Raw genomic sequence first — 14,604 nt, 5'->3', positions numbered from 1 at the left:
AAAATCACTATTTATTTTGATGTCATATGAACTATAAAATTACCGAACATTATGCCAGAGGCGAAGAAAAATTCATTGCTGAGTTTAATGAATTAAATGACGCAAGATTTTTTATGACAAAAAAATCATCTATAAATGATGAAGAAAGAAAAAAGGTTATTTATAGACTATATGACGACCATGAACTATTGCATGAATTAAATAAAGAGAGCATTTCTATTACCCATGCCAAATATGCGGAAGGTAATGGTGATTTTAATAATGCAGCCCCATTTATTTTCCAAGTCATGATTAAAACCATCGATTCTTTAGAAAGAAAAACAATTGCTCAATTTAATGATAAAAATGATGCCAATCTATTTGTCGTTTGTAAATTTGAGGACGATAATACGGTACATGCTAACGATTTATTCTTACTATTTAAGGATAAAATTTTAATTGATACGGTAAACAAAACCATCATTGCAAATCGAAAAAAAGAATCTAGTGGATCTAGCAGCAACGAGAAAGGATCAACATATAAGCTAAGCCCATTATCAACCAGGCCAACACCTGGCGGTGGCCCCGCCGATTATTGGGTTAAGAATGAGGATGACGATGAAAATATTAAATAAAAATAATAAGTGGGGTTTTGTACTAATATTAGCAAAGCACTATGTGGGACTTTTAAGTCATGCAAGACATGTATGAGATTAAAAATTTGCCCAACAAACTAACCCCATTTGTCTGGCGCTATTTAAAACATAAAAAATGGTATTTGGCTGGATTTATCCTTACAGCTCTTGTCTGGGCGATAGAAATGTCCCTTAATCCTTATTTGCTAAAGGTGATTATTGATACGGTCATTCGCTATTCGGCCGATCAAACTCAAATGATAGCTGCCATCATACTCCCTGCGACTATCTATGCATCAATGTCCATTATTATTAATTTGAATTTCCGCTTATATGATTACGTTAATTTGCAATTATATCCTTATATTAGATCGTCTGTTGAGAGGGATGTAATTTGCTATTTGCTGCATCACTCACATACTTTTTTCCAAAATACATTTGCTGGCGCTTTGACTAAAAAAATAGCTGATCTAATGGAAAATATTGAGCCTTTAATTAGCATACCCAATGAATGGTTTTACCCAAGGCTCTTTGCCGCAATCATTGCCTGCGGAACTCTGTATCAAGTAGTTCATCCAATATTTAGTATGATATTATTTTTGTGGGCTCTGTTATTTGTCCTCCTTTCTTATATTGCATCAAAAGGTGCTGAGCGTTATTCAAGAACATTTTCAGAAAATATCTCCCAACTTTCAGGTTCGGTTTCTGATAGTGTTTCAAATGTCATGAGCACCAAATTATTTGATAATATTGCTCATGAAGTCTCGAACATTGATACTATCCTCAATCGGGTCGTAAAAAGTGACTGGGAACTGTCTTGGTATAATTTAAAAATAAATTTTCTGCAAGGCCTGGGTGGCTCGGTTTTGATTGTTTCCATGCTGATTGCATTGATCTACGGCCTTAAGCTGGGATGGGTAAGTGCAGGAGATTTTGCATTAGTGTTGACCTTATCAATTACCTTTATGTGGGGAATACATGATATGGGCAAACAGATGCAACGTTATTCCAAAGTGGTTGGGACCTGCAATCAAGCGTTAAGTATTATTAAACAACCTCATGAAATTACTGATCTACCAAATGCACAACCACTTCAAGTGACACAAGGTCAGCTTTCATTTCGTGAAGTCTCATTCCATTATGAAAACAACAAGCCTTTGTTTAAAGACCTTACAATTACAATAAATCCAGGCGAAAAAGTTGGACTAGTTGGTTATTCCGGTGGAGGGAAATCGACATTTATCAAATTAATTTTACGCCTCGTGGAGATACAATCAGGCCAAATATTAATTGATGACCAAGATATAAAAGAAGTCACTAAAGGTTCTTTAAGAAGGCAAATTGGAACCATTCCGCAAGAGCCTGAATTATTTCATCGTTCCATTATGGAAAACATCAAGTTTGCACGGGTTGGTGCTACAGATGAAGAGGTAATTGACGCAGCAAAAAAAGCGCGTTGCCATGATTTTATTATGGATTTACCCGAACAATATCAATCATTAGTTGGAGAACGTGGGGTTAAGTTATCTGGGGGGCAAAAACAGCGTATTGCCATAGCACGAGCGTTTCTTAAAAATGCCCCTATTCTGCTCCTGGATGAAGCAACCTCCTCACTTGACTCACTTACTGAAAACGAAATTCATGAAGCGCTGCATGAAGTCATGGCTAATAAAACTACAATTGTTATTGCCCACCGCTTATCCACCCTAAAAGATATGGATAGAATATTAGTTTTTGTTAACGGTGAAATTGTTGAGGATGGTTCATTGGAGAATTTATTAAAGAATCAATATGGCCATTTTTACAAACTTTGGCAAATGCAGGCTGAGGGGTTTATTCCACCAGTTGTAGCATGATAAATAAATCGTTTAATTTGCTTTAGGAAAATCTTGTCATGACTTACCAAGTGATCTTTGAAAACAATCCACGCCCTGAGGATATTCAGGTTCTTGGTGATGCTATTATGAACCAAGCCACCCAGAAAAAAGGATTTAAGCCTCTGGATTTTTTTAGCTTATTCATCCGTGAAGAAGACAATACTATCGTCGGCGGCTGTAATGGCTGTACTCTATATGGCTGTCTTTATATCGACCAACTCTGGGTAAGTGACTCACTTCGAAATCAAGGTTTGGGGACAAAACTTATTGAGTCAGCTTTCCAATACGGTAAGGACAAATGCTGCACCTTTGCCACCGTTAATACTATGGATTGGGAAGCACTTGGTTTTTATCAAAAACTTGGCTTTACCATTGAATTTGAACGACATGGATTTCAAAAAAACTCGGTGTTTTATTTTTTACGCAAAGAATTTTTACCCACATCTAAAGCTGTACCATAATTTAGGATTAAATTGGATAATCTTATCACTCTGTATAAACAACGCCTTAATCTTCATGGCGCTACCTTTATACGCATAGACCATGATGATGCAATGGTTGCCATCGTATATAAAGTAACAGAGCCTACTGGTTTACCTCTTATTTTAAAAATAAGTACCCGAACTCAAGATTATTTACGCGAACTTTTTTTTCTAAAACACTTTGCAGGGATATTACCAGTACCGCGTATTATACAAGAAGTGCCACCAGACACAGGTATTCATGGTGCAATTTTAATGGAGTGCCTACCCGGCACCCTGCTTAAAATAATAGACCTTACCGATACATTGGCTTATGACATTGGTTCGCAGCTCGCCGGTATCCATCTCAACCGCGTAGATGGTTATGGCGACCTTACACAACCTCATAATTTAAGCTCTGACCCACGTATTTACTTTACTTGTAAATTTGAAGAAGGCTTTGCGGAATGCAGCGATCATTTGCCTAAAACTCTGCTTGATCAATGCCACCGATATTATGATGATCATATCAATCTCTTGTCCTCAGTAGATGGTCCTTGCATGATACACCGTGATTTTCGTCCAGGTAATGTGATCATTAATAATGGCAAACTTCAAGGAATTATTGATTGGGCTTCAGGCCGTTCCAGTTTTTCCGAAGAAGATTTTTGTCCTTTGGAGCTTAAGGAATGGGGGGAGAGGCCTACTAGAATAAAGTCCTTTTTAAGAGGTTATGAAAGCATTCGCCCAATTCCTGATTATAGTGCCATAATGCCACTCTTACGCCTGAGCAGAGCTTTTGCTACAATTGGCTTTACAGTTAAACATGGAACATGGGCGAAACGCCACGCCCGTCTTTATCAGATTCACCGACAGTTTCTAGATGGATTTTTTTGAAATCTTAGCAAAAAATAGATGATCGCTTTTATGTCCTTTAGGAGGTTGTGCCATGAATAAACAAGTATTGCGCATGGAACAGGTTGTACAGACGTATGTAGCAGATAAACAATTCATGGGATCAATTCTTGTAGCACAACATGGGCATATTATTCTGGATAAAGGTTATGGCTACGCCAATCTTGAGTGGCAAATACCTAATACAACAACTACAAAATTTCGCATCGCCTCGCTCACAAAGCAGTTTACAGCCGTAGCGATTTTATTGCTTGAAGAACAAGGTAAGCTTAAAATAAGCGATTTCACTAATAAATACATGCCAAATGCACCTTCTGCTTGGGACAAGGTAACACTCTTCCATTTGTTAAACCACACCTCTGGAATTCCTAGTTACACTAGTTTCCCTGATTTTGCTGCATTTACAACAAGTACCAAAACACCAGAACAACAAATCGAATTTTTTCGCAACAAACCATTAAATTTCCAACCTGGATCAAACTTTGAGTACAACAATTCGGCCTATGTGCTCCTAGGATATCTAATTGAAAAAATAAGTGGTCAAAGTTATCAAGATTTTGTTGTAAATAATATATTCAAACCTCTTGAGATGAACGATTCAGGATATGACTCTCACTCAGAAATTATTTTACATCGTGCTGCTGGGTATATGGTCAGCTCAAATGGAATTCGTAATGCAGATTATTTAGATATGAGTATTCCTTATTCAGCAGGCTCTTTATACTCCACAACACACGATTTGCTAAGATGGGAACAAAGTTTGTTTGGAGGAAAAATTCTATCAATAGAATCACTTAAAAAAATGATAGAGCCTTTTAAAAATGATTATGGCTTGGGTGTAAGAATATACTCTTTGAATGGGCATAAAGTAATATCCCATGCTGGTGGCACTAGTGGATTTAACACCAAATTAATCTATTTCCCAGACGATAAGCTCACGGTTATTGTTTTAGCCAACCTAAATGCCTTAGGTTATGTTGCGCAAGATCTTGCTTTAAAATTGGTAGGCTTAGCTCATGGGAGATCTGTTACATTACCTTCCGAGAGAAAAGAAATAGTTCTCTCTTCTGAATCGCTTGCTAAATATATTGGAACATACAACATTAAACCATATGTCGGCACCTATGGCCTCACCCGCTTGAGGCAACTTATTATTTCTCTACAAAATGGCTATTTAATGGTACAGGAAACAGGCCAACCGAATATGAAATTGTTTCCTGAATCAGAAACTAAATTTTTTGGGAAAATACCAGATATCCAAATTAATTTTTTCAAAAATGAAAGCGGACAAGTTTCACATTTGGTATTACATCAAGATGGGGAAAACTCAACAGGATTAAAGGACCGAACATGATGAAAACTCAATGAATTTAATTCAAAGTCCCAAATTTTATTTATTCACTGGTGGTCCAGGTGCAGGTAAAACAACCGTTTTGAATGGGTTAAAACAACAAGGACATCTGGCTATAGCCGAAGTGGCGCGTGATATTATCATAAATCAACAAGCTACTGGTGGTAATGCTACTCATACCGGTAATAGAATAATATATTGTGATTTAATGCTCAAAAAATCCATTGCCGATTATACTAAAATGTTGCCAGTTACCGAAAGGATAATCTTCTTTGATCGCGGTATCCCCGATTTGTATAGCTATTCTGAACGATTTTGTGGCGGAGTAACTTCAGAAATTAATGAGGCAGTTAATAACTATCGATACAACCAAAAAGCATTCCTCTTCCCTCCCTGGCCTGAAATTTATTGCCATGATACCGAAAGAAAACAGGATTTTAATGAAGCAGTAGAGACTTATCATGCGGTTAAAGAAGGGTATCTAAAATGTGGGTACGATATAATAGAAGTACCAAAGATTTCCATTATAGAACGTGCCGAATATATTTTGAAAACTATTGACGATATAAAATCAGAATGATGACCAATTTATGTATACGAAGAGCAACTCTTGCTGATGCCGAAGCAATCAGTCACGTTATCATTCAAACACTCAAAGAAGTAAGTTCAAAGGATTACCCAGACAGTGTGATCAATGAAGTGATTAAAAGTTTTTCTAAAGAACAAATAACTGTAAAAATGAAACAAAGAAAAATTATTGTCATAACAGAAAAGAACCACATTATTGGTACAGCAAGTCTTGAGGGAAACCTAGTGCGAACGGTTTTTGTATTACCCAATAAGCAAGGTAAAAAAGCGGGATCCTTGTTAATGCACTACTTAGAAGAAATGGCACGTAAAGAAAGTATTTCCAGTTTGACAGTTTCCTCATCAATTACTGCGGAGGGATTTTATCAAAAGCTTGGGTATAGTGCGTTACGCAATGAGTACTACGGGGAAGAAAGGACCATTATCATGGAGAAAAAATTATCTGAGCTTCCTTAACTTACATTTTCATACCATTGGACAATTAATACATCTCGATCACTAATAAGACTTCCAAAATTAAATGATGGTAAGGTTCAATGGATGAATTATAATGACTCTTTCCCTTCCGATTAAATAAATACAGAGAAAAAATGATTGAAGAAGATAGATTAGTTCATCCAGACATTTTGCAAGAGGCCTTGCACCTTCTTAAGGATCACTTTGCATCTGATATAAAGATAAACTCTATTAAATTTTTAAGTGAAGCTGATCGGAGAAATGTACTATTAAGGATAACTCTCACCAGCCCCTCATCAACCGTTCCAAAAAGCATTATATTAAAACAATCACTGCCTGAACAATCTGATTCAGATGATAAAGACGCTTATGCGCGGTTTTCAAGAGATTGGGCTGGGCTTAAATTTATAAGTGGAGTTGAGAAAAACGTTCATAATGTTCCCAAATTTTATGTCGGTAGTAAGCAACAGCGATTTATTCTTATTGAGGACTTAGGTCATAAACATATCAGCCTTGTGGACTCGCTAACATTGCCAAATGAAAGTAAAGCAATTGAGGCTTTAGAACGATTTATGAAGGCCTTAGGAAGTTTTCATGGAGAAAGTTTTGGTATTACAAATCGATATGAACAAATCCTAAAAAAGATTAATCCCCGATTAGAAACCCTGCAAGAAAATCTAGATTTTTGCTTTAATGATTTATTACCAACCCTTGAATTAGCCAATCAAAATTTAGGCTTGTCAATAAGTGCAAGCCTTATAAATGAAGCCCGTCATATTATACAGTCAGTGCACCTCCCAGGCCCCTTTACAGTTCTAACTCATGGAGATATTTGTCCCGACAATGTTTTTGATCACGAAGAGAACCGTGACTTACAGCTCATAGACTTTGAGTGGGGCAGTGTTAGAAATGCACTTTTAGACGCAACCTACTTGCGCATGAGCATGCCCACCTGTTGGTGTGCGAAAGCCATACCTACCCCTATTATTGAACCTCTTGAACTGATTTATAGAAATGAATTGAAACAATTAATTCCCGCTGCATCGGATGATTTAGCTTATAGCACCGCTTATACAGAGGCCTGTGGTTTTTGGGTATTGCAGCAAACTCTACACTTCCTCAATTCCACACTGGAAATCGATAGAGTAGGCCCTTCTGGACCGACACCAGACCATTCCTTGTGGAAACCAAAAGACAATTGGGTCAGACCAAGGGTATTATCTCGACTACAAGCCTTTGTTGATGTAGCAACGAAACACAATCAATTTCCCAACCTAAGACTAATGTCAGCAACAATGCTTGAAAAGCTCTCAAGGCTATGGCCAGATGTAAATCCGCTTGAATTTTATCCTGCATTTCAGGTCACTGAAGATAAATACTAATGAATTATAAAATAGAACAAATCTCATCTGAAATCGCGCAAACCTTATGTCGCCAAATCACGGCAGATTTACCAGAATATTTTGGTTTACCCGATTGTAATGAACATTATGCATTAGGCGTTTGTTCGCGCATTAATTTTGCAGCAATTGCAGGAGAAAAATATGTCGGGCTTTTAAGCCTTGATTTTCCATATCCTGCAAACAGCAATATTTATTGGATGGGCGTTCTACGTGCATTTCAAGGCCAAGGCATAGGGTCTTTATTGCTTCAAGAAGCGGTATATTATGCAAGACTGCAAGGTGCTACGACCATGACTGTTGAAACCCTTGCTCCTGCAGAGTCTGATGCAAATTATCTAAAGACCTATAACTTTTATAAAAATAATGGGTTTAATTCTCTACTGAATTTAAAACCCATTGGTTATGAATGGAATATGGTTTATATGGCCTTGAGCCTAAATCAATTTAAAAACTGCAATAATCAAGCAATTAGCATAAGGTCATTTGTTGCAAAGGATATCCCCCTTCTCGTAAGCAATTTTGCTAAACACAATTGGCCAAAACCACAGTCTACTTTTGAAACTTATTGGCATGAGCACGAAAATAAAGAGCGAATGGTTTGGTTAGCTTTTTATGAAGGTGAATTTGCTGGTTATATTACCTTGAAGTGGCGCTCTTTATATCCTTCATTTAAACAACAAAACATTCCTGAGATTATGGACCTAAATGTTCTCCCTCCATACCGTAATAAGGGCCTTGGTACTGCTATGCTGGATATTGCTGAACAAGAGGCTGGTAAGTTTTATGATATTGTAGGGCTTGGTGTCGGTCTTTATGACGGATACGGTAGTGCTCAAAAGCTCTATATAGCAAAAGGCTATAAACCCGATGGACTGGGGATTACTTATGATTACAAAAGTATTGAGCCTGGGAGTCAAGTTTGTCTTGATGACGATTTGGTGTTGTGGTTCACAAAGAAATTGAAATAGATATAATCTTGTGAAATAAAAATAAGCTTATTTAACGATTAAGGCATCCTATCCAATGAACCACAGTAATCTTATTAATCTCTGCAACGAACTTGAATTAGGTACACCATTAAGCCCACCTAAAAGGGTACACGGAGGTTTATTGCATACAATGTGGCGCATTAATACAGAGGAAGCCTCTTATGCCATCAAACAACTTTCCCCCGATATTAAACTTAAAAATAAAAGCATCATAGAGAATTATAACTTAACTGAAGAAATAGCTACTCGTTTTGTTGAACGTGGAATTCCTGCTATATGCGCACTGAAACCATCAGGAAAGTATCTTGTATTGATTCATGGAACTGGATTTTTGATTTACCCCTGGGTCGATGCGAAACCACTTCATAAAGACACCGTTTCAAAATCCCACGCCCTAAAAATAGCTGAAATTATTGCACAGATGCATCTGATTAATCTTGCAGTACCAGAAATTAAGGAACCAGAATTTGATATTCACACCAATGACAGTCTGGAAGAACTATTCAGTAAAGCTCAGAGTTACCACTGTCCATTTGCAGCCGCATTAACAGAACATCAAAAGACTATTACCACAATCAATACTAACTACCAAAATATGCTCCCTCTTCTCAAACAAAGCAGTGTAGTTAGTCACGGGGATCTGGATCAAAAAAATGTCCTATGGGATAAAAACGATAATCCTATACTAATAGACTGGGAATGTGCTCGCAAACTAAATCTAACCTATGAAATAGTCAATGCAAGTTTAGATTGGAGTGGAATTACCACCCATTTCAATCAGGCTATTTTTATCAAAATGATACAGACTTATAGCAATTCAGGTGGACAATTAGATAAAACTGTTCTTGAAGCAGCTTTTAATGCCGTTTTAGGTAATTGGATTAATTGGATGGTTTATAATATCGAGCGAGCCTGTACCAGGGAGGAATCAGAGCAAAAAACTTTAGGTATAGAGCAAGTAAATCAAGTACTGCAAACGATGATACAACTAATCAATATTATTCCTGACTTGATAGCTAGTTTTGAGGAAAAAGATAATGGCATAATCATTTAGAACTGCCATAGTATAATCACCCGATCAAGCTAATAATGTCACGGAACCCACTTAAAACTCTGACAATCTCAAGAGGTGAAGTGGGTTTATAGATAATAAGATAATGCCATTTAAACGGCCAAAACTTTACGGGCCTATCAGTCAGGTCTTCACGAAGATGACCAAGTTCTGGATATTCAGCTAACTTATCCATTGCATCAAATAGCGCATCAAGAAATTTTTGAGCCACTACAGGATTTTCTTGTGCAAGATAAGTGATTATTTCATCAATATCTTGTTCTGCGACGACAGATAGAACACATCTTGAAGTCATTTAGCATCCTTAGCCAACTTATTAATTTTTTGTTTCATACGCTTGTAACTTTCATGTGCGGGAACTTTTTTTCCGGCATTTAATTGTTGTAATCCAATATCAATCTCTTGATTCAACTGTTTAATACGTTGATTTTGTAAATCATCATGCGTGTGCAGTAGTCTTAATGATTCACGAATCACTTCACTTGCTGAGGTATACATGCCACTATTTACTTTATCTTGTACGAAATGTTCAAGCTCTGGGGTAAGTGAAATGTTCATTTAAATCGCTCCTAATAATATATATATATATATAACAAATAATAGCATATTATGCTAAATTTTGTTATCAATTTAAATCTCTCTTTTTGCAGCGCCCGCTGCAAAAATCATATCTTTCAGAGTAATAAAGATTAAACCAAATGTGGCATAAATTATCTCACATTACTGTGTCACGATTTGTGGCATAACTGTGGCAGTACTAGGCTGTTCTAGACGGTTCTAGGCAGTATTTTACGATTTTGATGCATCGTAAGGTATTGATTATTAAAGACTTTAAATAGTGAGCATTTGGCTTCGAACCAAGGTGTCGGGGGTTCGAATCCCTCCGAGCGCGCCATTTTTTACTTTAAATTCAACAAGTTAAGATTATAATTTTAATGTAGAGAACTTGGTTTTTAGGACAATTGTGACCAAAACGTGTCCTTAAGTCAGTACTTGTCGCTCATTAATAGAACACCATGATTTAATATATTTCTATTTTGCTCAATTTTAATGATAGAGTACTTGGTTTCCAAAATGCGTACCACCTGCTGAAACGCCATTATTCACTTATTGTAGATATGATAATTCCTTATCACGTAACTCATTTTTTTCATTATTTATAATCATATAAAAAGTCATATTATCTAGAATGATAAGAAAAAATTTGCTTATCAATTCAAATAAAAAATAAGGAATACAAACGATGGAAATACTCGATGAGAACAATGAACAAGAAAGCATCATTACCTATAAAACACTCGATAAAGATTATGGGCGTACAAAATTTGCGGGTCCAGGTTATGGCGAGTTTGATCTGGAGCAATATAAAGAATTAGAAGAATTGCTTAAATAATTTTTATGGTCCCGTTGAAGGAGTAGTGGCTATGAATAATTCCCTTGAAGCAATCAATCAACGGGCATATAAACTTGATGATGCCTTATTGATAGGTCTAGAAGAAGCCGCAAAAAATCATATTACGCCTCTGTTCAAAGGTCTTAATAATATTAAGCACGAAGACACCCATCTAAGTACTTATCTTTGTTCTACAAATAATCACCAATTAAAACTATCTTTTATAGGAGGCGCTAGCGGTTTTACCCAACTTTCTAAAATAAAAGCATTATATGAGTCTTTAGAAAAATCTATTAGTTTCAAGATATGTAACAATAATTTGATTGATGAACTGTATTTTTTTTCCACTAAGTCATCCCCATCAACTCAATTTTTGCTTGAGAAACGGTTAATGCCCAAGCTTTTATTGCAAGAAATTTATCAAAATAATAGGTACCCCTGGATTGAGTTAATTCATTATCAAAATCCAACTCAAAAAATCCATTACCCTCTAGGTTTAATTTATGCCTCAACGCCACGATTAAAAAATTTTAGACAAGATTATCTGAGTGAGCTCAGCGATAATACAGGATTAGCAATAGGTGCGACTACTGATGAAGCAATTATCCATGGTATAAATCAATGGGTAGAAAGAGATGCCTATTCTTTATTTTTACTAAAAACAATAATTAACAAAAACCCATGCCCTGCTCGATTGCTTTTAAAAGAAACTCTTCCTGAAAACATCGCTAAAATAGTCTCAACAATAGAGAAGCAATTTAATGAAAAACTAATCATCATGGATATGACAAGCGATATTAATATTCCTTCATTTGTAGTTAGTTTTACAAAGCAAAACATGTTATTACAGCCTCAGGGCTTTGGCACATCACTTTTCAAAGAAAAAGCTCTAATACAGGCACTTTTTGAATCAATACAATACAAAGATAGATTTAATCAAAATGCCAAAAAATATAGGGAGGAAAATGTTGCCCTTTTATCCAGCTGTCCTTTATTGTTAAAAGCAATGATTGGGGATCTAAAATATCTCATAGTTAACAAATTATATACCGAAATAGACTGGAACAATATTTCATCCTATTCCTTGCATGAAAGCCTTCCCCAACAAATCCAGTTTATGGTGAATCTTTTAGCCAAACAGGGTGCAAATATATACACGCAAGTCTTATATAAGTCATCCATTGGAGTAGCGATAACTTATACCCTCATCCCTGAGCTAGAAAACTTTAGTCTGATTAGAGATGCCAAGTTTTTACCAATAAAAACCCGTGGTTTGGAGATATTTAATGAACAACCATTGTGAAAGACAGATGTTACCAGAAATGGCTATGAAGATTGCGGAATCTACGATACTTAAATTAAAGTTACATGCCGAATTCAGCTTTTATGGTAACGAGCTTAAAACCTATCATTGCAAATTATTAGACACAAAAAACAACACTATATTTTATGGTTGTGGTAAAGGTATAGGAGTTCAATCCAAGGTCAGTGCTTGCTTTGAAGCTATAGAGCATTATGCAGTTCATTCGTTTTGCCAATATAATCATAATCAGGAACACTATTATTCGTTAGATAATCCATTAATTGTTGATAAGCTTAAAGAGCTCGACCTTTTAGATCCTGGAATTTTCCTGCACAAAGAAAAGATCCCATTTGCACAATGCGAAGAATTGATAACTGGTGAATTTCTGTTCTATCCTTTTTATCTTCTTGATCCCCGATATGGAAAAAATCCCCCCTCTTCAGATAAATTTAATTATCAACCTTATGCATGGAATGCTTGTGATTCTGGTATAGCTTCAGGGACCAGTAGAGAAGAGGCAAGCATCCATGCATTAAATGAAGCTGTAGAGCGAGATGCTTACTCTCTATTCCTCATTCAAGCATTTTTACTGAATAAAAAAATTTCCATAATCGATAAACAAACTGTACCAGAATACTTAAAAAAGATAATTGATCGGATTGAAAAGGAATATGCTGAAGAGCTGATTCTTGTAGACATAACCAGCGACATTGGGATCCCTACCATCCTTGTAACCATGACTAATCAATCCATGGCTATTCAGCCTATTGGATGTGGGACTTCGTTATTCAAAGGCTATGCGTTAGAAAGAGCTCTTCTGGAATCATTACAACCTTTGCATTTATTTAATCAACATTTAGCTGAGAATCAAATCCAAACATTAAATAATTTTGCTATTACCCCATTATTAGCAAAATGCGCAAAAGCAGATATTGCGCAACTTACTCCAAATTCTCAAATTGTAAATTTCAACTCACTTCCCTCATATAATGGAGATAGGTCTCTTAAACAACAACTTAATACAATCGTCCAACGAATTCGAGATAAAGATTTTGCAATCTATACCAAAACAATCGCAGATATTGATACTGGATTTCATTGTGTAAAATATATTATTCCTGGATTTGAGCAATTTTATTTAGTAGAACTAGGTAAATACACCTTACCTAATAAAAGAGGCATGAGCTTTATCAAAAAAAATTGTAATTCATATACAGACGCAGTTTTTTCAGTTTAAATTCGTCCTTAATGGTGCTAATTAATAAATAGGATATAATGAAATCATTAGTTACTTTACTCGATCCTCAACTCCAAGTATTTTTTGCTGTAGCTCAACATGGAAGTATGCATGCTGCAGCCAAAGTTATTCATTTAACTCAAACAGCAGTGACTCAACGAATACGAACTTTAGAAGCACGTTTACGCGCAACTTTATTTATACGTACACACCATGGTGTATTATTAACCTCTGAAGGTGAAGCATTGCTTCAATATTGTTATGCCTCACAAGAATTAGAAGGCCATACACTAGCCAACATTCATGGTGCAGGGGTTGATTCAACAGTGAGGTTATGTATTAGTGGTCCCACCAGTATTATGGCTTCTCGCATTATTCCGAGGTGCGGTCAATTAATGAAACGATACCCTAATTTGGTAATAACCTTCAATGTAAATGATTCCGCACAAAGAATTACTTCTTTGCAAACTGGTATTAGTCATTTTGTAATTATTGAGCCTCAACATATTTTCAAAGAAATGCAAGTAAAGCCTATCAAAGCGGAGAATTATGTCTTGGTATGCACTTCATCTTGGAAGTCAAGGGATTTTAAAGAGATATTGCAAACAGAACGAATAATAGATTTTGATGAATCTGATCCTATGACTTTAAATTACCTCAAGCGCTATAATTTACTAGAGCATATTCAAACAGAACGCCATTTTGTTAACATCAATGAATCATTATTATCGTTGTTTATAAATGGGTATGGATTTGGAGTATTGTCCACCGAATTATGCCAACCTTATCTAGATAAGAAAGAGTTAATATTACTCAATTCCGGCCTCTCTTATGAAAATAAACTAGTACTTGCATGGTATACAAGAGTAGAGAAGCCACGCTATTTCTCTGATGTTATTGATTTAATTGTTTAAGCTGTAGCAAGCGTAGTCTTGATGCAATCGG

General features: G+C 36.0%; 16 protein-coding genes. 14 read left to right on the top strand and 2 right to left on the bottom strand.

The window, feature by feature from the left end; all coding sequences use genetic code 11:
• The first annotated feature begins 26 nt into the window (after positions 1 to 26).
• From AB3348_RS11115 to AB3348_RS11070, 10 genes are all read left to right on the top strand, one after another.
• Positions 27 to 614, top strand: coding sequence for a hypothetical protein (locus AB3348_RS11115; RefSeq protein WP_367607691.1), 588 nt, complete (start codon positions 27 to 29; stop codon positions 612 to 614).
• A 59-nt stretch (positions 615 to 673) separates the two neighbouring features.
• A complete protein-coding gene (locus AB3348_RS11110) occupies positions 674 to 2,470 on the top strand; it encodes an ABC transporter ATP-binding protein (protein ID WP_367607690.1) in 1,797 nt (598 codons plus the stop codon).
• Positions 2,471 to 2,508: 38 nt separating this feature from the next.
• Positions 2,509 to 2,952 carry a GNAT family N-acetyltransferase gene (locus AB3348_RS11105; protein ID WP_367607689.1) on the top strand — a complete coding sequence of 148 codons (444 nt, stop codon included), beginning with the start codon at positions 2,509 to 2,511 and terminating at the stop codon, positions 2,950 to 2,952.
• A 12-nt stretch (positions 2,953 to 2,964) separates the two neighbouring features.
• Positions 2,965 to 3,849: an aminoglycoside phosphotransferase family protein gene (locus tag AB3348_RS11100; RefSeq protein WP_367607688.1), complete on the top strand. Its 885-nt coding sequence runs from the start codon at positions 2,965 to 2,967 to the stop codon at positions 3,847 to 3,849.
• A 52-nt stretch (positions 3,850 to 3,901) separates the two neighbouring features.
• Positions 3,902 to 5,221, top strand: coding sequence for a serine hydrolase (locus tag AB3348_RS11095; protein WP_367607687.1), 1,320 nt, complete (start codon positions 3,902 to 3,904; stop codon positions 5,219 to 5,221).
• 10 nt (positions 5,222 to 5,231) lie between these two features.
• Positions 5,232 to 5,798, top strand: a complete 567-nt coding sequence (locus AB3348_RS11090; protein ID WP_367607686.1) for an AAA family ATPase — start codon at positions 5,232 to 5,234, stop codon at positions 5,796 to 5,798.
• Positions 5,795 to 6,262, top strand: coding sequence for a GNAT family N-acetyltransferase (locus AB3348_RS11085; RefSeq protein ID WP_367607685.1), 468 nt, complete (start codon positions 5,795 to 5,797; stop codon positions 6,260 to 6,262). Before AB3348_RS11090 ends, AB3348_RS11085 begins: the two co-directional genes overlap by 4 nt.
• A gap of 134 nt (positions 6,263 to 6,396) precedes the next feature.
• Positions 6,397 to 7,644: a hypothetical protein gene (locus tag AB3348_RS11080; protein ID WP_367607684.1), complete on the top strand. Its 1,248-nt coding sequence runs from the start codon at positions 6,397 to 6,399 to the stop codon at positions 7,642 to 7,644.
• Positions 7,644 to 8,633, top strand: a complete 990-nt coding sequence (locus AB3348_RS11075) for a GNAT family N-acetyltransferase (protein WP_367607683.1) — start codon at positions 7,644 to 7,646, stop codon at positions 8,631 to 8,633. The genes AB3348_RS11080 and AB3348_RS11075 overlap by 1 nt, the downstream gene beginning before the upstream one ends.
• 55 nt (positions 8,634 to 8,688) lie before the next feature.
• On the top strand, positions 8,689 to 9,708 hold the full coding sequence (locus tag AB3348_RS11070; protein ID WP_367607682.1) for a phosphotransferase: 1,020 nt from the start codon (positions 8,689 to 8,691) through the stop codon (positions 9,706 to 9,708).
• A gap of 16 nt (positions 9,709 to 9,724) precedes the next feature.
• On the opposite strand, the gene AB3348_RS11065 is transcribed toward AB3348_RS11070, so the two are convergent.
• Positions 9,725 to 10,021, bottom strand: a complete 297-nt coding sequence (locus AB3348_RS11065) for a type II toxin-antitoxin system RelE/ParE family toxin (RefSeq protein WP_367607681.1) — start codon at positions 10,019 to 10,021, stop codon at positions 9,725 to 9,727.
• Positions 10,018 to 10,284: a type II toxin-antitoxin system ParD family antitoxin gene (locus AB3348_RS11060; RefSeq protein WP_058491715.1), complete on the bottom strand. Its 267-nt coding sequence runs from the start codon at positions 10,282 to 10,284 to the stop codon at positions 10,018 to 10,020. Before AB3348_RS11060 ends, AB3348_RS11065 begins: the two co-directional genes overlap by 4 nt.
• Positions 10,285 to 10,969: 685 nt before the next feature.
• Here AB3348_RS11060 and AB3348_RS11055 point away from each other — a divergent pair.
• From AB3348_RS11055 to AB3348_RS11040, 4 genes are read left to right on the top strand one after another with little or no spacing between them, the layout of a single operon-like run.
• Positions 10,970 to 11,119 carry a hypothetical protein gene (locus AB3348_RS11055; protein WP_367607680.1) on the top strand — a complete coding sequence of 50 codons (150 nt, stop codon included), beginning with the start codon at positions 10,970 to 10,972 and terminating at the stop codon, positions 11,117 to 11,119.
• A gap of 31 nt (positions 11,120 to 11,150) precedes the next feature.
• Positions 11,151 to 12,422 carry a YcaO-like family protein gene (locus tag AB3348_RS11050; RefSeq protein ID WP_367607679.1) on the top strand — a complete coding sequence of 424 codons (1,272 nt, stop codon included), beginning with the start codon at positions 11,151 to 11,153 and terminating at the stop codon, positions 12,420 to 12,422.
• Positions 12,406 to 13,659, top strand: a complete 1,254-nt coding sequence (locus AB3348_RS11045; protein WP_367607678.1) for a YcaO-like family protein — start codon at positions 12,406 to 12,408, stop codon at positions 13,657 to 13,659. The genes AB3348_RS11050 and AB3348_RS11045 overlap by 17 nt, the downstream gene beginning before the upstream one ends.
• A 38-nt stretch (positions 13,660 to 13,697) precedes the next feature.
• The gene (locus AB3348_RS11040) at positions 13,698 to 14,573 is read left to right on the top strand and encodes a LysR family transcriptional regulator (protein WP_367607677.1); all 876 of its coding nucleotides are present in this window, start codon (positions 13,698 to 13,700) and stop codon (positions 14,571 to 14,573) included.
• The last annotated feature ends 31 nt before the right edge of the window (positions 14,574 to 14,604 follow it).

This window comes from Legionella sp. W05-934-2 (assembly GCF_964199965.1).
In the GTDB taxonomy this organism is placed as follows: Bacteria; Pseudomonadota; Gammaproteobacteria; order Legionellales; family Legionellaceae; genus JAFIFT01.
This window is presented reverse-complemented; position numbering and strand designations above follow the sequence as displayed.